The 20,461-nt window shown below is 45.1% G+C and carries 23 protein-coding genes; 15 read left to right on the forward strand and 8 right to left on the reverse strand.

What is annotated here, in order from left to right; translation table 11 throughout:
* Position 1 precedes the first annotated feature (1 nt).
* The 7 genes from kae1 (at position 2) to HA494_00855 (ending at position 6,539) form a co-directional block, all read left to right on the forward strand.
* Positions 2-988: a N(6)-L-threonylcarbamoyladenine synthase Kae1 gene (gene kae1, locus HA494_00825; GenBank protein ID NHV96325.1), complete on the forward strand. Its 987-nt coding sequence runs from the start codon at positions 2-4 to the stop codon at positions 986-988.
* The gene (locus HA494_00830) at positions 976-1,611 is read left to right on the forward strand and encodes a Kae1-associated serine/threonine protein kinase (protein NHV96326.1); all 636 of its coding nucleotides are present in this window, start codon (positions 976-978) and stop codon (positions 1,609-1,611) included. The genes kae1 and HA494_00830 overlap by 13 nt, the downstream gene beginning before the upstream one ends.
* The gene (locus tag HA494_00835) at positions 1,595-2,182 is read left to right on the forward strand and encodes an XTP/dITP diphosphatase (protein ID NHV96327.1); all 588 of its coding nucleotides are present in this window, start codon (positions 1,595-1,597) and stop codon (positions 2,180-2,182) included. Before HA494_00830 ends, HA494_00835 begins: the two co-directional genes overlap by 17 nt.
* A 51-nt stretch (positions 2,183-2,233) precedes the next feature.
* Positions 2,234-3,748 carry an ABC transporter substrate-binding protein gene (locus HA494_00840; protein NHV96328.1) on the forward strand — a complete coding sequence of 505 codons (1,515 nt, stop codon included), beginning with the start codon at positions 2,234-2,236 and terminating at the stop codon, positions 3,746-3,748.
* Between the two features lie 208 nt (positions 3,749-3,956).
* A complete protein-coding gene (locus HA494_00845) occupies positions 3,957-4,979 on the forward strand; it encodes an amidohydrolase (protein ID NHV96329.1) in 1,023 nt (340 codons plus the stop codon).
* 80 nt (positions 4,980-5,059) lie between these two features.
* On the forward strand, positions 5,060-5,812 hold the full coding sequence (locus HA494_00850; GenBank protein ID NHV96330.1) for an ABC transporter ATP-binding protein: 753 nt from the start codon (positions 5,060-5,062) through the stop codon (positions 5,810-5,812).
* Between the two features lie 7 nt (positions 5,813-5,819).
* Positions 5,820-6,539, forward strand: coding sequence for an ABC transporter ATP-binding protein (locus HA494_00855; GenBank protein NHV96331.1), 720 nt, complete (start codon positions 5,820-5,822; stop codon positions 6,537-6,539).
* Positions 6,540-6,633: 94 nt separating this feature from the next.
* Here HA494_00855 and HA494_00860 read toward each other — a convergent pair whose 3' ends face one another.
* The 5 genes from HA494_00860 to HA494_00880 form a co-directional block, all read right to left on the reverse strand.
* Positions 6,634-7,539, reverse strand: coding sequence for a branched-chain amino acid ABC transporter permease (locus HA494_00860; GenBank protein ID NHV96332.1), 906 nt, complete (start codon positions 7,537-7,539; stop codon positions 6,634-6,636).
* Positions 7,536-8,405: a branched-chain amino acid ABC transporter permease gene (locus HA494_00865; protein ID NHV96333.1), complete on the reverse strand. Its 870-nt coding sequence runs from the start codon at positions 8,403-8,405 to the stop codon at positions 7,536-7,538. The genes HA494_00860 and HA494_00865 overlap by 4 nt, the downstream gene beginning before the upstream one ends.
* A gap of 175 nt (positions 8,406-8,580) precedes the next feature.
* On the reverse strand, positions 8,581-9,558 hold the full coding sequence (locus tag HA494_00870) for an amidohydrolase (GenBank protein ID NHV96334.1): 978 nt from the start codon (positions 9,556-9,558) through the stop codon (positions 8,581-8,583).
* A gap of 117 nt (positions 9,559-9,675) precedes the next feature.
* On the reverse strand, positions 9,676-11,292 hold the full coding sequence (locus tag HA494_00875) for an FAD-binding protein (GenBank protein NHV96335.1): 1,617 nt from the start codon (positions 11,290-11,292) through the stop codon (positions 9,676-9,678).
* A gap of 75 nt (positions 11,293-11,367) precedes the next feature.
* Positions 11,368-11,592: a ferredoxin family protein gene (locus HA494_00880; protein NHV96336.1), complete on the reverse strand. Its 225-nt coding sequence runs from the start codon at positions 11,590-11,592 to the stop codon at positions 11,368-11,370.
* 213 nt (positions 11,593-11,805) lie between these two features.
* Between HA494_00880 and HA494_00885 the strand changes: the two genes are divergently transcribed.
* The 5 genes from HA494_00885 to HA494_00905 are packed head-to-tail and all read left to right on the forward strand — an operon-like array spanning position 11,806 to position 15,950.
* The gene (locus HA494_00885; protein NHV96337.1) at positions 11,806-12,255 is read left to right on the forward strand and encodes a 30S ribosomal protein S15; all 450 of its coding nucleotides are present in this window, start codon (positions 11,806-11,808) and stop codon (positions 12,253-12,255) included.
* Positions 12,256-12,268: 13 nt separating this feature from the next.
* Positions 12,269-13,660 (forward strand): DHH family phosphoesterase, encoded by a 1,392-nt coding sequence (locus HA494_00890; protein ID NHV96338.1) that lies wholly within the window; start codon positions 12,269-12,271, stop codon positions 13,658-13,660.
* Entirely contained in the window at positions 13,657-13,911 is a 255-nt protein-coding gene (locus tag HA494_00895) for a hypothetical protein (protein NHV96339.1), read from the forward strand. Before HA494_00890 ends, HA494_00895 begins: the two co-directional genes overlap by 4 nt.
* A complete protein-coding gene (gene serS / locus HA494_00900; protein ID NHV96340.1) occupies positions 13,904-15,199 on the forward strand; it encodes a serine--tRNA ligase in 1,296 nt (431 codons plus the stop codon). The genes HA494_00895 and serS overlap by 8 nt, the downstream gene beginning before the upstream one ends.
* A 22-nt stretch (positions 15,200-15,221) precedes the next feature.
* The gene (locus HA494_00905; GenBank protein NHV96341.1) at positions 15,222-15,950 is read left to right on the forward strand and encodes a 30S ribosomal protein S3ae; all 729 of its coding nucleotides are present in this window, start codon (positions 15,222-15,224) and stop codon (positions 15,948-15,950) included.
* On the opposite strand, the gene HA494_00910 is transcribed toward HA494_00905, so the two are convergent.
* Entirely contained in the window at positions 15,947-17,155 is a 1,209-nt protein-coding gene (locus HA494_00910) for a redox-regulated ATPase YchF (GenBank protein NHV96342.1), read from the reverse strand. The genes HA494_00905 and HA494_00910 overlap by 4 nt on opposite strands.
* A gap of 61 nt (positions 17,156-17,216) precedes the next feature.
* Between HA494_00910 and HA494_00915 the strand changes: the two genes are divergently transcribed.
* Positions 17,217-18,131: a hydroxyacid dehydrogenase gene (locus HA494_00915; protein NHV96343.1), complete on the forward strand. Its 915-nt coding sequence runs from the start codon at positions 17,217-17,219 to the stop codon at positions 18,129-18,131.
* Positions 18,132-18,170: 39 nt separating this feature from the next.
* Positions 18,171-18,620 (forward strand): 50S ribosomal protein L15e, encoded by a 450-nt coding sequence (locus tag HA494_00920; protein NHV96344.1) that lies wholly within the window; start codon positions 18,171-18,173, stop codon positions 18,618-18,620.
* Here HA494_00920 and truD read toward each other — a convergent pair.
* Both truD and HA494_00930 read right to left on the reverse strand, forming a co-directional pair.
* On the reverse strand, positions 18,617-19,885 hold the full coding sequence (gene truD, locus HA494_00925) for a tRNA pseudouridine(13) synthase TruD (protein ID NHV96345.1): 1,269 nt from the start codon (positions 19,883-19,885) through the stop codon (positions 18,617-18,619). The two genes, HA494_00920 and truD, sit on opposite strands and share 4 nt — an antisense overlap.
* 5 nt (positions 19,886-19,890) lie before the next feature.
* On the reverse strand, positions 19,891-20,256 hold the full coding sequence (locus tag HA494_00930) for a peptidyl-tRNA hydrolase (GenBank protein ID NHV96346.1): 366 nt from the start codon (positions 20,254-20,256) through the stop codon (positions 19,891-19,893).
* A gap of 46 nt (positions 20,257-20,302) precedes the next feature.
* On the opposite strand from HA494_00930, the gene HA494_00935 reads away from it, so the two are divergent.
* On the forward strand, positions 20,303-20,461 hold a 159-nt coding region (locus HA494_00935), incomplete at its 3' end, for an FAD-binding protein (GenBank protein ID NHV96347.1).

The raw sequence follows: 20,461 nt of genomic DNA on the forward strand, positions 1-20,461 counted from the left end.
AATATACGGTTTAGGTATTGAATCGACAGCCCACACCTTTGGAGCATCGATAGTTGAATCAACTGGTAAGATCTTATCAGATGTAAAGTCCGTTTACACGCCTCCAGAGGGCTCAGGCATCCACCCGCGTGAAGCATCTAGACACCACGCCGAAAAAGCATCTGCTGTAATAGAAGAAGCTCTGAGAGTAGCTGGGATAAGGGTCAGGGATCTTTCATTTGTAGCTTATTCAGCAGGGCCGGGTCTAGGCCCGTGTTTGAGGGTTGGTGCTACTGTAGCTAGAGCACTTGCATCCTACTTTAATTTACCACTAGTGCCTGTAAATCATGCGGTTGGGCATATTGAGGTTGCCATATTGGAGGCCGGCTTTTCCGATCCACTTGTCCTCCTTGTTTCAGGCGGGCATACGCTCATATCAGCCCACTCAAAAGGTAGGTGGAGGATCTTCGGCGAAACCCTCGACATAACTATAGGGCAGCTTCTTGACCAGTTCGGTAGAGCAGCCGGCTTTGCTTCACCCGCAGGCAAAAAGATCGAGGAGCTAGCAAAATCTGCCAAAAGATACGTAAATCTACCATACACAGTGAAGGGTAATGACGTCCAGTTTTCAGGTCTACTGACAGCGGCAAAGAACCTCTTATCTTCGGGTGAATCGCTCGAGGATCTGGCATACTCCATACAGGAGACGGGCTTCGCTATGCTCTGTGAGGTAACCGAGCGTGCTCTAGCTTTCACGGAGAAGCATGAGCTACTTGTCACAGGCGGGGTTGCTGCGAACCGAAGGTTGTGTGAGATGCTTAATGCGGTTGCATCTCGGCATAACGCAAAGTTCGGCGCCGTCTCCTCGAAGTATGCTGGTGACTGTGGCGCTCAGATCGCTTGGACAGGTCTCTTGGCGTATTGTGCTGGGGTTTCTGTTCCTGTTGAGAAGAGCATCATAAGGCAGTCTTGGAGGCTTGATTCGGTCGATACGCCTTGGAGAAGCTGATAAGGAAGGGTGCTGAAGCAGACCTCTACTTGACCAACTGGCTTGATCTACTGGCTGTGAGGAAAGTTAGGGTTACCAAGCCCTATTTCCAACCACAGCTAGACCAAGCGATCAGATCACATAGAACTTCGCAGGAAGCCCTCTTCTTAAGGAAGGCGCGTGAATGCGGCGTTTCAACACCTCTGGTCTACTTTGTCGACCCAAAAAGAGCAGAGCTCATAATGCAGTTTATTGAAGGTGAGCGGCTGAAAGAGGCTCTTCTAACAAGGTCTGATGAAGAGTGTGTAGGGTTGTGTAGAGAGATGGGTAGGGCTATAGCGCTTCTACATAGCCACGACATCATGCACAGCGACCTGACACCATCCAACTTCATCATCTCAAAAGGTAGGCTTGTAGCCCTCGACTTCGGATTATCCTTCATCTCAAAGAAGCTTGAAGATAGAGCTGTTGATCTACACCTACTTAAGGGCGTGTTGATCAGCACCTACACAGAGAAGGCTGACCTCTACTTTAACAGCGTACTAGAGGGCTACAGCTCGATTCACGGCGAAGCATTTGTAAACACTCTTAAAGCTAAGATCCGAGAGATTGAGCGCAGAGGAAGGTATGCTAGAGTCGTCTAAGCGAAGCATAATATTCGTAACCAGCAACCTCAACAAGGTGAAAGAGATCGAAGCCGTATTATCCAAATACAACATTAGAGTAGAGGTGTCAAGCGTAAAGAAGCGTGAGATACAGAGTGAGCAGCTAGAGGAGATAGCGAAAGAAAGCGCGTTGAGCGCCTATCAAGTCCTCAAAAGACCGCTATTCGTAGAGGACTCAGGGCTCTTCATAAAAGCGTTGAACGGCTTCCCAGGCCCCTACTCATCCTACACCTACAAGAAGATCGGCGTGGCTGGCATACTCAAACTCATGGCTGGTGAGAAGAATAGGGAAGCGGAATTCGCCTCACAAATAGCCTACATCGATGAAAGAGGTATGATTAAACTATGCCGAGGCGTCTGCGAAGGGGTTATAGCTGAGGAGGCGAGAGGAAGCGGAGGATTCGGCTTCGACCCAATCTTCATACCAAAAGGGCAGACAAAAACCTTCGCTGAAATGAGCGTCGAAGAGAAGAACCGATTCTCACACCGCGCAAAAGCCGCTCATCTACTGGCCGAGGTATTGTTTGATCTTAAGCACCATAATGTTTGAACCACCTCTCCTTCTGAAAGCTTAAATACTTCTTTTTTGCTTATTCGTTTTATGTCGTCTAAAAGGGGTGTTACTAGGAGAGGCTTCTTAACGGTTGCCGTTTCTGCTATTGTTGCTGGTGTCGTTGCTGGTGTAGGAGGCTACTATGCTGGAACCTTAGCAGCGCCAGCTGAAGTCGTAAGGGAGGTTACGAAGACCATAGAGCGGACAACAACAATAACACCATCCCCAACTACAGTAACAAGAACCGTAACAACAACAGTAACAGCATCAGCCACAGCAACCACAACAACTACACCAACCACAACAGCAACAACTCCAGCGCCAGATTACATCAAAATAGGTTGGCCAGCACCATTAACTGGAGCTGAAGCACCCTTCACCGAATCCTATCCTTGGATTGCTCGAAAAATCGAAGAAGTGGTCAATAAAGAAGGCGGTGTATATGTCGCAAAATACGGCAAAAAGATACCCATAAAGATCATCTTGAGAGACACGCAAAGCGACACAGGTATGGCTACGACAGTCACTGAAGATCTTATAACGAGGGAAGGCGTACACATGATCGTTTCAAGCGTAGCATCCTCCGCAGTTCCAGTTAGCACGACCGCTGAAAGATACGGTATTCCCGCAATCATAAGTCAAGCCGTCGTTCTTGCTTGGTTAAAAGGTGGACCCTACAAGTGGGCCTACATCGCTTTCTTCGCTGAACCAGTATGTTATCTTGGATATATGGCGTACTGGCAAAAAGTCTTAAAGAAACCACCTAATGAGATAATAATCGGTGCTATTTGGAACGATGATCCAGCGGGTAGAGGATTCAGGGAAGCTTTTGCTAAAGTGGTTGGTAAGCGGGGGTACCAAATAATAGATGTAGGTTTGGTAGCTTGGGGCACCAAAGACTTCAGCGCATACATTGAGAGGTGGAAGCGAGAACGTGTAGAAGTGCTAGTTGCTAATATGATTGCGCCGGACTTCGCAACGTTGTGGAGGCAGACTCGTGAAATGGGATTCATACCAAAACTTACCTCCATAGGTAGAGCTATAATGTTCCCCTCTAATGTTGAAGCTCTGGGCGGCGATCTCCCAATTGGTATAGCAACGGAGTACTCGTTCGGCCCGGCTTATCCAACCAGATCTAAGCTGCTTAATGTGACTGCGCAAGAATTTTGCGATCTATGGGAAAAAGAATCAGGTAGGCAATGGACAGAGCCTATAGGACCTGCCTTACATCTGCTCGAACTTGCTCTCAATGCGATTGAAAGGGCTGGTAATCTAGAACCTGAAGCGATTAGAAATGCTATAGCAGATACAGATATAGATACAATTCTTGGTCATGTGAACTTCAAACGACCATATCCTCCAGAGGTACAAGAAATAGTTCCTGACTTCCCGCAACTCGGTGATTACAAAGAGCATATTTCACTGACACCTCAAGTCGTTGGACAGTGGTTTAAAGGAACAAAGTACAAGTGGGACAAGAAAGTGGTTGAGAACGGCATATGGAAAGAAATACCAATCGAAGTCGAACCAAAGACGATACCAGAGTTGCTAGGTATATCCTGAAATCTACTACTTCCCCCTTTTATTTTTGATCAACTGCTTGGAGAAGCTTAATCTCTGAGCTGATTGAGCCTTCTTACAATCTGGATGATGTTACGATAAGGTTTTAGCGTTTGGTGCTTTCTTGGTTGTCATGTGTCTCCTTATCGTAACATCATCACAATCTGAAGAGAAATACATATATATCTTGTTCGCCTTCTTCCGTCTTAAGATGGATATAATAGATTTCGAAGCGCATTTCTACACAAAAGATTACGTTAAAACTCTTTTGAAAAATCGAAACTATCCTCGGTATAAACCAGATAAAAAAAGAGATGTCTACTGGTTATCCTACACTCCTTTGGTTCAAGAGCCTCATACTGTGGGGCTATTGGATAAGTTAGTCGAAGTAGAAGAAAAGAGGATAAAAGATATGGACCAAGCAGGTGTAAAAATGCAAGTGCTAAGCCTTTCTGCGCCCGGATGTGAACAGTTTAACCCTTCGACCGGAGTCAAGCTCGCTAGAAAGGTTAATGATGAACTTTCAGCCATCGTAGAGAAGCATTCAGATAGATTTGTTGGTCTTGCAAGCTTAGCGCCTCAAGATCCCACAGAGGCTGCTGAAGAGCTTAGAAGAGCTGTGAAAGATCTAGGGCTTAGAGGGTGGAAGACCCATTCAAACATACGCGGAAGGTACCTTGATGATAAAAGATACTGGGTAATCTTAGAAGAAGCCGAAAAGTTAGGAGTTCCAATATTTCTCCACCCCACTGTTCCTAGGATTAGAGAATTGGGAAAAGATTATGCCTATGCATTAGGTGGCCCAGCTTTCGGGTTTACATTCGATACAGCACTATGTATGATGCGGTTAATCCTAAGTGGTGTATTTGATAAATACCCTAATCTCAAATTTGTCTTAGGCCATTTAGGTGAAACACTACCTTTCCTCCTCAACCGCCTTGATTTTCCTGTTTTAAGGCCGTGGGTTGCCCAGCATTTTAATATCAAACTCTCAAAGAAACCAAGTGAATATCTCAAAACCAATGTCTTCGTGGGCACAAGCGGAGAATTCTATACGCCTGCTTTAACATTTGTTATCGAAACACTAGGTTGCGATAAGATCTTGTTTGCATCAGACTACCCCTATGAGGATTCAATTAAAGCAGTAGAGCGCATAAAAGTGCTACCAATAAGCGAGGAAGATAAGATCAAAATCTACTATTTTAACGCTAAAGCTCTTTTAAATATCCGTTAGACCAAGTGGTATGTTCCTCGAGACTCGAAAAGAATAAAAGCTGCATCAGAAGACAGCAAAACTTATATAACGAAATCTGAATGAAAGTTATTCGTGTTCCGAACTTGTTAGAGGGCGTTAATCTGGTTAAGCGCTTTGGTGCACTAACGGCTGTAAAAAACGTAAGTTTCGTGGTGGAGAAAGGACAAATAATTGGGCTCATCGGACCAAACGGCTCAGGAAAAACGACGCTATTTAACCTTATTTCAGGTGTTCTTATACCGGATGAAGGGCGTGTTAAATTTGGTGGTAAGGATATCACTGGTTTACCGCCTTATAAGATCTGTAGATTGGGTATTGCAAGAACCTATCAGATTGTAAAACCATTTTTAGAGATGACTGTGCTTGAAAATGTCATAGTAGGTATGCTTTATTGTGCTGGAGAAGCTCTGAACAAAAGTAGGAGTGAAGCGCAACAATACTTGACATTAGTTGGATTGGACAAAAAGAAGGACCTACTCGCGTCTCGCCTTAATATAGCTGAGAGAAAATTTCTTGAAATTGCACGTGCTCTCGCAACAAAACCTAAAGTCTTACTCTTAGATGAGCCGTTGAGCGGATTAAACCCCACAGAGATCAATGAAGCAAAGAAGCTTATCAGAGGGATTAGAGAGGATTTTGGTGTCACTATCATATGGGTAGAACATATTCTCAGAGCTTTATATGGTACAGTAGAGAAAGTTATTGTACTTAATTATGGCGAAAAGATTGCGGAGGGCTCCCTAGAAGCTGTAACAAACGATCCGAAAGTGTTAGAAGCTTATCTTGGCGAAAAATGGGCTATCAAGGGCTGAGAAAGCTATGGAAAACGGGCACCTAGAAGTTAAAAACATAAACGTTTCTTACGGGGAAATGCAAGTTATCTGGGATGTTTCTCTGAGGGTCAAAAAGGGCGAGATCGTAGCATTGATCGGTCCTAATGGCGCAGGCAAAACAACACTATGCAAGACTATCATAGGTGCTCTTAAACCTAGGACAGGTTCCATAATATTCAATGGAGAACAAATAGATAAACTTTCGATACCTGAGATCATAAGACGGGGGGTAACCATTGTACCAGAAGGTCGAAGACTTTTCGGTCATATGACGGTGCGTGAAAATCTCGAGCTCGGAGTATATGCTTCTAAAGCGAAAACTGAGATGAAGCACACGCTTGAAGAAGTCTTTGCTTTCTTTCCCAGACTAAAAGAGAGAGAAAATCAACTCGCCGGCTCCCTGAGTGGAGGAGAACAGCAGATGCTCGCGCTCGCAAGAGGGCTGATGACTAAACCTCAACTTCTAATATTAGACGAACCTTCTTTGGGTCTTGCTCCTAAAATCGTCCTTCAAATATACGATCTGATAAAGAATATTCGAGAACAAGGTATTACAATCTTGCTTATTGAGCAGTATGCTGATCGCGCGCTAGAAAATTCAGATAGGGGTTATGTGTTAGAGCGGGGTAGAGTTGTGCTTGAAGGATTATCGTCTACCCTTCTGAAGGATGAACGTGTTAGAAAAGCGTATCTGGGTGAAGAATGAAGTTTAAGATTATTTGTGGGCCGAGACGCCCTTCTCTCTATGTATCTTCAGTATTCTTCCGTAGTGCCGCTTAGATTGCTTTGGTAAAACAAACCTATCTCTTTAATTTCATACGTAAATATCCCCATAAACCAACTGGGCAAAGTAGCAAAAAGGCGGCTGTGATTACTCCTTGTAATAGAAGGCTAAGTCCAACATATTCAGAAAGTAAGTAGGTGAGAGCTACATATACGATACTTCCAAAAAGTGGACCTATCGTTGTGCCTACACCGCCGATTATAGAAACGAAGACCGAACCTGTTGTCCAATTTATATTAAAGAATGTCACTGGCTCGACGTACGGATGAAAAATCGCGTAGAGGGCGCCTGCAAAGCTCGCAACCGAAGATGCTAGAGTAAACAAGATGCTTCTACATACGAATGGATTTACTCCAAGTCCTGAGGCAGCTTCCTCCTCATTTCCTAACGCTCTTAATCCAAACCCTAGTTTTGAGCGGTAGATAAAGGACGTTAGAAAGATTGAGTAGAATGCCAACACTACGGTAGCATAATATAGTGCTTGCAAGGAAATGCCATATACGTTTCTAAAAATCAGACCCATTCCGCCACCTACATAGTCCCATCCGATGAAGAGAAGTTTTACTATTTCTGCTGTAACTAGTGTGCCTATGGCAAAGTAGAAACCACGTAGCCTTAAAAGGGGGAATGAAAGCAAGCCCGCGAGCAACATACCAACAAAACCCGCAACTATCACACTTAACCATAGAGGCACATCGTAATACATCGTCAATACAGCTGTTGTATAACCTGCCACACCAACAAATATCTGCTGTCCTAAAGATACCAGCCACGCATGTTTAGCCATAAACCCCCAAGTTACGCTAATAGAAAAGAATAGCAAAGTCAATATCGCTGCGTTAACGAAGAAGCGTCCTGCAAAGTAAGGTAATAGAATAAGAAAAACAACTAAGATACCACCGAGAAAGTAGATGCGCTTCATATTTTACCACCAAAGATCCCTCTTGGCCTTATAATAAGAACAATGAGGATAATCAAATAACAGAAGACAAGCTGAAAACGCGAACCAAAAAATAGCCCGCCAAAACTCATCGCCAAGCCAAAAATAAGCCCGCCTACAAAGGTTCCCCTTATACTCCCCCACCCACCTAAAACAAGTATGCCAAATGAAAGCAATAGATATGTTGGACCACTATCTGGGAAAAAGACAAACGCCATACCAAGTAAGACCCCTGCTATCGCAAGTGAGAGGTAAGCAAGACCTGCGGCGATACAATAAATGTCTTCAGACTTTATCCCTAACATTTTGGCACCTTCTATATCCGCGGGAACCGCGCGGATAACCTTCCCGATATAAGTTTTCTTAAGAAAAACGTAAAGTATTATAAATGCCGCAAAGGAAAAAGCAAAACCTATCAAAAAACGAGGAGGTGGGGTCAATCCAAAGAAATCTATATTAGTGAGCAGATAGGGTGTGATTAGGCTTCTCGCATCCGCGGTGAATAGCAGAAGCATTAAATTTTGGAGTATTATGCTTAGAGAAAAGGTCATGAGTGCTGTAAAATAAAATCTTTCGAAAATTAGCTTGTTTACGAGAAATTTTTGTATAAAATATCCAAGAACATACAGCAAAGGTGCAACAACTACCAAAGATAAAAGAGGATCAACCTTTAAAAAGTTTGAGACAATTAACGCTAGGTACGCTGCAAAGACAGCGACATCACCATGAGCCAGGTTAATAACTCTCATTATACCCGCAATAATTGACATACCCAATGCAGTTAAAGCAAATACTCCACCTAACAATAAACCGTTTAGCGCATAATTCAAAATCGGAAGTACTTCCAATTATACCCCCTTCTTACACTTCTCTTCAATATTGATATTTTAATTTTTTGATCGTAATCTCCCTTTTAATGAGGTCAGACCCATACCCTTTATCTTGCCCCCTTCTATATGCAAAACTATGATCGGTTTCTTTTGAATCCCCTTATCCATGCTAACAACAAAAATGCAAGCCGACTTAGAGTTTAAGTAATTTTTCCGCGTTTCTGCCTAGAATATTTTCTTTCTCAGACTGAGGTATTAGCATAGCCTCTATCCCTCTTATGTTTTCGCCTATGAACTCCTCAGGCGGTCCAAAAGGATAATCTGATCCGAAGAGCATCCTCTCCGGACCAAAGAAAGCATAACCGCACATAAGACTAGCAACCGAATCACCATTTAAAGCGGTATCCCCATATATCTGCTTGAAGTAACTTTCAACCGACTCGCCTAAAATTTTCTGCAGATTTTGAGCTACCACACCAATGGTTACTCTCCGAACAAAGTAGGGAAACATCCCTCCTAGGTGATGAGTAACTATCTTTAAAGTTGGAAACTTTTTTAGAGTGCCGCTACATATCAATCGCCACACGGCTTGTGTGGTATCAAAAGGCCAGCCAAAGATCTGTAAACACTTCCAACCATATTCCATATCAACTAAAGGATAGCTCTCCCAATGGGTTGGATGAAGAAAAACTGGTACATCGTATTTAGCAATCTTCTCGTAGAAGGGATGATATTCTGCAGAGTCTATGCCTTTGCCATATTGATTTGTAGCTATTGTCACACATCTAAACCCCAGTTCCCTTATCGCTCTATCTACCTCATCCAGCGCGCTTTCGACATCAAATAGCGGTATTAACGCGCAGCCAACAAATTTCTCAGGATACTTGTTAGTAAGCTTAGCGATATAATCGTTCGATAATTTGCATATTCTAATAGCTTCCTTTGGTTCCTTTTCAAAACCTAGCAATATAGGCGAGGTCGGGCTCAATACTTGCATATCAATCTTAAAACGCTCCATTACCTTAAGTCGATAGTGGGGATCAGAATTCTCTGGCGGGTAAGGGAATTGCCATTTTGACCCATCTTGATCGAGCGGGCCGTAATAACTTTTTTTCATTAAAATTTTTCCGACATCCGGAGGGATAATATGTGAAGAAAAATCAATTATCATACATATTACACCTAACCTCTTATCGTCGGTTTATACCTTATAAACTTAACGCTTAGCATATCCTAGGGGCAAGAGATATGGAGTGGGGGCTCCCGTAATACACAATATAGTGCAAGTTTAGCTTATGCTTGTTTTTCTTTTTCGCCACTCGAATTCTGTTTTGTCCTCAACCTTTCTTACAGTTAGTAGGAGGTTGTTGTAAAGTGGGTTGGTCCAGGGGCAGTCTAGTCTGATGTGTGGTGGTCTGGTTTCATCCCTCTGAAGAATCGCTAGCGCTATCACCTCACCTACCTCCAGTAAGTCAAAGACTTCTAATGTCCTCATCAGCTCGTGAGAGTTCTCGACTTTAAGACTATTGCAAGCTTTCCTTTTCAAAATCGCCAAATATTTCAGAGCCGCTTTAACTAATGTTGCGGAACGAATTCTAATACCGACGTAATCATTCATGATTTGTTGAAGTGCTAAGTTAAACTCCTTCCAGCTCGCTCCCCTACTTCTGTTCAGCAGAGTTGAACAGAACTCCTTCCTCTCTTTTATTAAAGGACTTTCTTCAACATTTTCAAATAATGATATCCTTTTAGCGTTTTGAGCTGCACTGCCACCTGCTATCCACCCAAAAACTGCAGCCCCAGCTATGTCTGCTCTAAAATTCCCTACAAGATCTCCTGCTGCATAGAGTCCTTCTAGGCTTGTCTCCCCTCTTACGTTAATTTCTACTCCTCTTCCGATGAGCATAGGTTCGTATCTAGTAAACTCGTAGCGGTATCGCTTGAAATCTATCCCTTCGTCTTTAAGATAATCAAGGAGTGCTGTATTGCCTTCGTTCTTTAACCCCCATATCATATACTCTAAATCTTCTTCGCTTGTTTCACTGCAATCCATGTAAACGGGGCTTTTGCCGGATTGCATCATGTAGTTGAACACATCGTGCCATATGTCTGCAGCGATGTCTCCAAGTTCTTTGGTAGGTTTGGTAACCCAGGGGCTGATTCGATTACCAAAGAGGTCTGTTAATACGCCTATCCAAGTAGCTTTACCACACCTCTCCAAATATTTTGGACCCGCGTGCGTATATGGGACCTCCATGTTGACCAGCTTAGCACCACTTCTATACGCCATGGCTATACCTGCGCCAGTGTTACTTGGGCACCAAGCGGTGTTGAAGGGCCAGCCTGGTGTGATAGAAGGATATAATCTGGTCGTAGAGCCTGTGCATAAAACCACGCTCTTCGCCCTAAATATCTTCATCACGGGGTCGTCTTTTGAGACATCTAAGCCGATCGCCCCGATAACTCTCCAATTTTTAGTGATTAAATCTATAATCGGTGTTTTACTTAGAATATGAACCCCTTTTTCCCTCGCAACCTTAACTAGTGTTGGTTTTTGTTCGGCTCCCGCATACTTTAGGAAGATGCGTGGTCTCTTTGGGAGTGCGTGGCCTGTGAACTCCCAGTAACCGTGTGGTCTCATGGGGATACCATACGATTCCCACTTCTGAACTATCTCAAAGGAGTTCCTATAAAATGTATAAACTAGATCTACATCGTACCACCATCCTCCTGTTAGAGATGTTAGATGTTCCTCGATTATTGGTTCTATGTCTTCACCGTGCACTTCGGGTATGTAACACTGGAAGTGATCGTTGCCTGTCGCTCCTGCTCCGCTGCGCAGAGGGTTCGCTTTGTCCGCTATCACCGTTTTCGCACCTAGTTCCGCAGCCCTTATTCCGGCCATTAGCCCCGCAATTCCGCCACCTACAACCAAGACATCTGCCTCGATCGGTGTAAGATCCAGTTCTACACCCAAGATCTATTCCTCCTTCTTAGCCTCAACATAAAGCAGCATAAGCGGTAGGGGGAAACGCAGCTCTATGGCACCCATTGGACAATCCAGCTTACACGCATTACAATGCCAACATTCCTCAGGGTACGCAACTTCTGGAAAGCCATCCTTTATTCTTATAACATCAAGAGGACAGATTTCAGCACAGGTAGCACAACCATTACATTTTTCCAAATCAATAACTGGTGGCATCGTCTTTGTGTTGATCAAAACTATATTTAAAAGCTTACCGCTCCAACCTAAGACACAATTAACACACTCTCTTAAGATGATTATTCACCTCTGCCTAAACAGCCTCACCAGAGAAACAAGAAACTTCTGGAACAAATCGAGGGCGCTTTAACAATAATGAGTAGTTTTCCGTAAGGTTTATGTGTTGGTTTTGTTGGCGGTGTTGCAGAGAGTTTGGCGAGGATACATTCGCATAGAAGAGGTAAGTCGCATTCAACTAGGCCGACTTCGAAGAGGGCTCCTAGCTGGGTTACTCATAGCCCTGAGGAGGTTGAGGCTTTGATTGTGAAGTTGGCTAAAAGCGGTTTAAAGCCTTCTGAGATCGGTGTTAGGCTTAGGGATGAGTATGGTATACCTCTTGTTAAACCTATTTTAGGGAAATCGGTAACTGATGTGTTGAGGGAGAATAATCTGCTAGGCGATCTCCCGGAGGATCTGGAGCGTTTGCTTGCGCGGGCTAAGCGGCTTCAGGAGCATCTTGCGGTTCACAGAAGTGATAGGAAGAATGTGCGTTCGCTTGAGTTGCTTGAGGCTAAGATACATAGGCTCTCGAAGTACTATAAGAGGATTGGGCGTCTTCCTCAAGATTGGAAGTATTCTGCTGTAGTGGCTCAGTTGGCGTGAAGATAGGTGAAAGTTGGGTAATCTAGAGGCTCTGAAGGCAAAGGCTTCCCTCATCGCTGAAAAGATCGTAGAGGCGGCTGAAAGTAGGAAGCGGATACTTATCGTAGGCCATATAGATGCTGACGGCATATCTTCTGCAAGCCTTATAGCAAGAGCACTAAGGTGCCTAGAAGCATCTTATAACATACGTATCCTAAACGACCTCACAACCACAGCGCTGGAGGAGTTGAGGTGTGAAGACTACGACCTCTACGTTCTTTGTGAATTAGGTGGGGGAATGCTCAAGGTGTTAGAAAACTATTTGGGTTCACGGTGGGTTCTTATAGACCACCACCAAGTTCCGGAGGATGAGCTCGCACACCCTTCTATTCTTAACGCTTGGTGCTACGGGTTTGATGGTGGTGTAGAAGCCTGCGCCTCAACCCTGGCCTACTTTGTTTCATCAGCCATTGACCACAGCTTGAGGGGCTTCAGCTGGCTTCCGGTAGTTGCTGCTTTGGCTGATAAACAGGACCAAGGTGAGCGAAGATCGTTAGTAGGTGCCAATAAGGTCGTTTTAGAGGCAGCGAAGGATGCTGGTCTAGTGAGTGAGAGTATAGACCTCCTCTTCTATGGTCGTGAAACCAGAGCCGTGCATGAGGCGCTAGCCGCTACCACAACACCCTACATTCAAGGTCTGAGTGGTAACCGTGAAGCCTGCCTCACAGCGTTAAGTGCTGCTGGTATCAAGCTGAGGAGCGACGATCACTGGCGTACCTTATCGGAGCTTACAAAGGAGGAGAAGCAGAAGATTGTAGATATTCTACTCCCCTATATTGGTGGTAGAGGCGTAGATGAGCTGATAGGCTATGTTTATACTCTTCTTAAAGAAGATGAATTCTCACCTCTTAGGGATGCTAGGGAATTCGGCACGGTGTTAAATGCTTGCGGTAGGATGGGTAAGAGCGGGCTTGGAGTGGGTTTATGCTTAGGTGACAGAGGCTACTCTTTGACTGAAGCGGAGAAGGTGCTTGCTGAGTATAGGCAGATTATAAACAGGGCTGTGAAGATGTTCACAGAAGATGAGACGAGGGTAATGAAGCATCAGCTCTTTAATCTCATCGTTGCTGATGATTTGATTAATGCGGAGATGCTCGGCTCAATCTCCTCTATACTCTCCACAATACCCAAGTTCTCAGATAAACCCCTCTTCTTAACCACGAAGACCAAAGAAGGGGGGCTAAGGATCTCAGCCAGATTAGGCGCCGCGTACAAGGGAGAAGTCAACATCGGGCTTACCCTCAGAAAAGTGGCTGAGAGGGTTAACGGGCAAGGTGGTGGGCATAAGGCTGCTGGCGGTGCAACTCTAACCTACATGGAGCCCGCAAAACTAATGAGTTTGATTCAAGAAGTGCTAGGCGCTTGAAATCTAAGATAACCTTGGAGTTAACCAGCGATGATCAGAGGCTGATTAAGGCTTTGTATGTGGCGCTCTATCCTGATAATGTTAACTTGCCTGAAGGTCTTCATATTAGGATGGAGCGTGTAGGCGGTAGTTTACTGTTAGAAGTTGAGTCTGAGTTTAGGTTTGAAACCTTAATATCGACCGTTGAGGAGATGCTTGAGGATATGCAGTCCGCGTTGGCTTCGTTGAATGTGGTGAAGGCTGATGCTTGACCTTAAGCTGGTAAGAGAGCGCCCAGATATAATAAGGGATATGCTCGCTAAAAGAGGCGTATCTTTCCCACTCGACGACCTCCTAGCAAAAGACGCTAAAAGAAGACAGATGCTGACGGAGGTTCAGAAGCTCAAACACCTAAGAAACTTACTCTCCTTGGAGATAGCGCAAGCAAAGAGAGAGGGTAGAGATGTGTCGGAAAAGATGCTTGCAGTTAAAGAGTTGTCAGAAAGGATAGATCGACTTGATGCTGAGGCAGATGCGCTTGATCGAGAAGTGAGCAACCTACTAAAGGCGCTGCCCAATCTCGTGCACGAGTCCGTACCAATTGGGAGAGACGAATCAGATAATGTAGTACTCAGAAGTTGGGGTGAACCTAAACCCTTCCAAATCCCGCCTAGAGACCATATAGCCCTAGGACTCTCGCTTGATGTCATTGACCTAGATAGGGCTGCTAAAGTAGCTGGCTCAAGGTTCTACTACTTAAAGGATAACTTGGTCAGATTAAACTACGCGCTAATATCTTATGCACTCGACTTCTTAAAGCAGAAGGGGTTTACGCTTCTTCAGCCCCCCTACATGTTGAAGAGGGAGGCGATAGAAGGCACGATCATAATTTCAGACTTTGAGGATGTGATCTACAAGATCGAGGGCGAAGATCTATACCTTATCGGGACTGCTGAGCACGCTATAGCAGCTATGCACATGGATGAAATACTTGATGGATTACTGTTACCGTTGAGATATGGTGGGATAAGCCCTTGCTTTAGGAAGGAAGCCGGGGCTCATGGGCGTGATACTAAGGGGATATTTAGGGTTCATCAATTTGAGAAGGTTGAGCAGTTTGTCTTTTGTAAGCCTGAAGATTCGTGGAGGGAGCACGAGATGCTCATACGCAACGCTGAAGAATTCTTCCAATCGCTAGAGATACCATATAGAGTGGTTCTCCTCTGCTCTGGCGATTTAGGCAAGACTTCAGCCAAAACCTATGATCTGGAAGCTTGGTTCCCTGCTCAAAACACCTATAGAGAGGTGGTCTCCTGCAGCAATTGTCTAGATTATCAAGCACGCAGGTTGAGGATAAAGTATAGGGATAAGCCTAACGAGGAGTCGAGGTTTGTTCACACCCTTAATAGTACGCTCGTTGCGACAGAAAGAGCGCTTATAGCGATTATGGAGAATCACCAGAACGAGGACAGCTCGATAAACATACCGAAGGTCCTTAGACCATACTTTGGTGATGAGAGGCTGGTGTTGCAGAATAGAGTAGGGCTTAAATCTATGTAGATCGTGGGCTTGGCTGTTAAATATGCCGAAGCGTCAGTCTGCTAAGATCAAGGATAAGTGGAGGAGCAAGAGTTGGCTGATAGTTGAGGCTCCCCCATCTTTTGGCAGCACCCAAATCGGCTACATCCCGGTTACGGATGTGGAAAAGGCGGCTGGGCGAGTTGTCGAAACCACACTCTACGATATAGTTAAACAAGACCCTCAACAATACGTGTATAAACTATACTTTCAGATCACAGAGGTTCAAGACGGGGTAGCCAAATCCATACTCAAGGCATACGAATACTCTAGAGAGTATCTAAAAAGTCTTATACGTAGGGGCTCATCCATGGTTACATTCATAAAAGACTATGTGACCAAGGATGGTATAACCGTTAGAGTATATGTAGTGGCCTTTACGCAAAGGAGGATAAACTCTTCACGTAAACACGCAATCAGAATGGCGGCTGACAAAGTTCTTTTAGAGAAGACCGCATCCCTAACTTACGACCAGTTCGCCCAAGAGGCTGTGCTGAGCAAGATAGGCTCAGACATCCATAATGAGGCCAGAAAGATCGCTGCCCTAAGACATGTTGGTATATTCAAATTCAAAATAGTGAAGGGCATACCGGTTATGGCTTCGGCTGCGAATATAATTGAAACAGCAGCCAAAGAAGAGGCTGTGGTAGAAGAAGACGAAGAAGAGGAATTTGAAGAAGAGGTTGAAGAGTCTGAAGAAGAGGGTGGCGAAGCGGCGCCTCCTACAAATTAGCCGCGTTTACCAGCCGCTACGATTTTTACTACTTGCCCATCTTCTAATACGTGGTCAGCACCCAATCTTACACCACTAACCGCATCAACAGCATAGAGAAAAGTGTCGCCTAGATCAGTATGTATAAGGTAGGCTAAGTCTCTAGCCGTGGTGCCTTTTCGCACGACTTTGGCGTCTGGTAAAACATTACCTTTTTTATCAGAGAGCTTAGATTCGTCTTCGACTGGATAGACTACGATGCACTGTAGGAGCTGGAAATAGGCTCCGTTAATTGCTTGTTGAACGCCTGTTGAGCCCCATTTTGCAAGAACTCTACGTTCTATGAATTCTAAGGCTCTTTTCTGTTCCGCGGTAAGTTTTTCAGGCGCCTTGATTTTAAAGCTGCTATCTCCTGGTATATAGTCTATAAGCCCTTTTTCTGCTGCTCTTCTTAAAACGAGTTCAGCTTCTGAAGCGCAGGGGATCACTATTCTTCCAGTCTCTTTGAGTTTCGCTATATTCTTTTCTGAAGTAGGTAAGTCGCATTTATTTGCTGCTATAAGGCTCGGCTTCGAATTCCTCCTTAAATAGTCTACGAAGCGATCTATCTGCTCCTCAGACCACGTAGTTGGCTTCTCAGCCTTTAACCCAATCTTACCTATCGCCTCTTGTATCACTTGCTCACCAATACTCAAACCACTTAATCTCTGCGCAAGCATAGGTGCTAGCCTATCCGCACCAGCCTCAACCGTTCTCGCAACTCTCTGCCAATCCTTCATAATTATCTGTTTGAGCCAAAGGTTGAACTCCCTTTCAACGAACTCCACATCTTTGAGCGGGTCGTGGCTGCCCTCTTGACACACCCTACCCTCTTCATCAGTTGAACCTGAAGCATCTACTACATGTATTAAAGCATCCGCTTGCCTAAGGTCGTCAAGAAACTTATTCCCTAACCCCCGCCCTTGAGAGGCGCCGGGTACCAGCCCGGCCACATCCACCAGCTTGACTGGTATGAGTCTGACACCTTCTACGCAGATGGAGTTTACAGGGTTATCCTTCACGTTAAGTTTCTTGCAAACGCACTCTTTACGGAGATACGCTATACCGTAGTTTGGTTGGATCGTTGTGAAGGGGTAGTTAGCCATAGGGACATTCATTAGGGTTGCTGCGTTAAAGAAGGTTGACTTGCCCGTGTTAGGCTTACCTATTATGCCTACTAGCATCACAGAGAATAGATAATCCGGAGAGTATAAAAAGGATGCTTTGCCGAGGCGCTTGTGATGCTGCTTGAAGGTGTTGGTCTGCGATCCGGTGTCAACCAAGTGTTTAGAGTTTCTGAAAGGCGCTGGGCTAGAGGTGTCGTACCAACCTAAGATATCTGCTGAAGATCTGATCAAGCAGATTCCAGATTACGATGTAGTGATAGTTAGAAGCAGAACAAAGATCACTTCACCTGTCATCGAAGCTGGTAAGAAGCTGAAGGTTATAGGGCGCGCAGGAATCGGCTTAGACAACATAGATATGGAGGCTGCTTCTAAAAAGAACATTATTGTGGTCAACACACCGGAATCTTCAACACAAGCTGTAGCTGAGCTTACGATCGGGTTGATGCTGAACCTAGCTAGGAAGATAACCCTTGGAGATCGAGGGATCAAAGAGGGATTGTGGCTGAAGAGCGAGATGATGGGTATCGAGCTTAATGGTAAAACGCTAGGCATCATCGGGTTAGGTAGGATCGGTAGCAGAGTCGGAACGCTAGCAAAAGCTTTCGGCATGAAGATCCTTGTTCACGATGTAGCCCCCCTTCCAGAGCAGCTTATCAAATCGCTTGAAGCAGAGGTGGTCGATTTAGACACCTTACTCTCACGCTCAGACTTCGTCACATTACACGTCCCTCTCACACCTCAAACCAGACATATGATGAACCGCGAAAGGCTAGCGAAGATGAAGAAGGGCGCATACCTGATAAACACCTCAAGAGGAGAGGTAGTTGACGAGGAAGCCCTTTACGAAGCCATCAAAGAAGGTCGGCTGGCTGGTGCTGCACTAGATGTGTTTGAGCACGAACCACCCACTTCTGAGGTTGTCAAGCTACCTAATGTCGTCTGCACACCACATATTGGTGCGCAGACGGTTGAGGCGCAAGATGCTGCTGGGGAGATGCTTGCTAAGAAGATCATCTGTGCTCTGGGTTTAAGATAAGTTTAAGTGTGGATGGTGGAGCCGGTTGTATGAGCGGTAATGTATAGACATATCGCTGAATCTTGGCAGAAGATCTATAAAGAGAAGGCAGGAGATATAGCCCAACGTGCCATACAGTGGAGAAAGGAGGGCGCAATAGTTAGGTTAGAGAAGCCGACCAAGCTACATAGGGCTAGAAGTCTAGGTTATAAAGCGAAGCAAGGGTTCGTAGTCGTTAGAGTCAGAGTAGGACGCGGAGGTAGGGTTCGTCTACGCCCGAGAGCTGGTAGAAGACCGAAGCATCTTGGTGTTGTTAAGATTAAGCGCGCGATCAGCAGCCAAGAGATAGCGGAGAATAGGGCTGCGAGGAAGTACCCCAATCTTAAGGTGCTCGGCTCCTACTTCCTATACGAAGATGGTAAATATAGGTGGTATGAGGTTATAATGATCGACCCAGCCCATCCAGCTATCAAAAGCGATGTCAATGTGGGTAAGCTTGTGAGCAGCTAAAACCCTGCTCTGAGCGGATCCTGCGGCTTCATAACTTCCCTAAGTAGTGATGTTATGTAGCAACCCTTTCCTAAGATGGTTTTGAGTAATAAGACCTCCTCTGCAACTTCTATGTGGAGTTCTGTTAGCAGAATGGTTGCTGCTCTAATATCTCCTCCTACACTCAACTCAGGCATCTCGTCGATGTAGAAGCTTCTGGGCGAACCCTCCTCCTCTAACAGAACCTTTGAGGCGTATAACCCAAGTCTACCAAAATCTTCCTTTTTGAAGTTGTAGCCTACGAGTGGGCAGAGCAGCACTACCTCCTTCGATTTGATCATCTTCTCCTCAGCCCTCTTAACACCTAGCATCCTTACCCCACGAACCTCTGCATACAGATCTGAGCGGTAGATTGACGATAGATCAGCGTCGTCTTCGATCGCTGCGCTTAGGGTTCTATTGAATATATAGGACTGGTAGGCGTTTACAAAGAGTCTTCTAACGCGCAGAGGTATCGACCTTATCGCCTTAATGTAGTTGTTGGGCTTAGCTTTAAGGCTTCTTAGAACTTGCCGCTCCAGATCTAGAGTTAGAGGTAGATCGTCGAGGTCTGCCTTTAGATGGTCTTCACTCAGAATTCTTCTCGCTTGCTGGATATCGTCTTTCTCTTCATCCGTGGTGTAGGTTAGTAAGATATTGACCGCTTCATCGAACCGCCTTTTAACCAACGCCCTTCCTATTAGGTGTGTCACAGGTCTTCTTGAGCCGAAGCGTTGGTAACCAAAGTAATTCGGAACCCCCTTATCTACCACATTGTCGATTATGTGGGGTAATTTCTCCTCCCTTTCCACATCCCTTATCCTGATGTGGAATCTATTGCCTACGAGGTGTCTTCTGCTGAGAGGGTATGGTAGGTATCCTAGCTTCTTCAGCGTAAGCCTATCCGGTAGCCTGATCCGATCACGCTCAGATTCAGCTGCTATAGTTATGTACTGTGTGGTGATGGCGTTCGCATCTTTTATACCTAAGTAGTTGACCCTCGCACCGAAGCTTTTTTCAACGATCCTCACAGCGTGAAGGGTATCTAGTCCACGCTTAGTTAGGCTATAGAGTACGTAGGACCCCTGTTTCTTAGGCTGCTCAGAAACATGCTTGAATACAATATCATCTAAGACCTCTTCCACCAAAAAATCTTCTAAGACAGCACGCAGCCTCCCACCTATCCCTTCATATGGGGTTGCGTAAACCGTCATCCCTATGCTTTTGTCAAGTGGTGGAGGCTTCAAGACCATTAAAGCAGCTTCAATTTACCTGTTATCGAGTCTACTTTACTTGCTGGAGCAGGACCTATAGCTAGGCACGTAATGGTGCCTGGAGGCACCTGTGTGAGCCCTCTATCCTCTACAGTCGCTACCGGTAGATCGTTTTCCCTAGCTTCTTCCTCAACCTTCTTCAACTCCTCTAAAGATGGGACTTTGACAGCTATCTTCGCCATACCACTTTCCATCCAAGCCCGGTACCACTGCGGTTTATGCATCCTAGCTTCTTCAGCTGCTAGGATGGCTGCGTGCGCAGCTTGGACAGCGACCTTACCCCTACCCATCTTCAGATCTGTTCTGACTGCTATCACTTGCTTATACTCCCAATGGCTTGACATAGGAAGGATATATATGTGATCTATCGGATAAGCCTTTGGTTAAACGATGCATACAGTAGATTATGATGTGGTCATAGCCGGAGGAGGGTTGGCTGGTCTACTAGCAGCAAGGGAGGTTGCTTCTAAAGGGTTGAATGTCGCTGTCTTCGAAGAGGATCTAGAAATAGGTGTACCTGATAAGTGTGATGGGCTTGTGAGCATGAGA

It is taken from the genome of Nitrososphaerota archaeon (assembly GCA_011605775.1).
Taxonomy (GTDB): Archaea; Thermoproteota; Nitrososphaeria; order Nitrososphaerales; family JAAOZN01; genus JAAOZN01.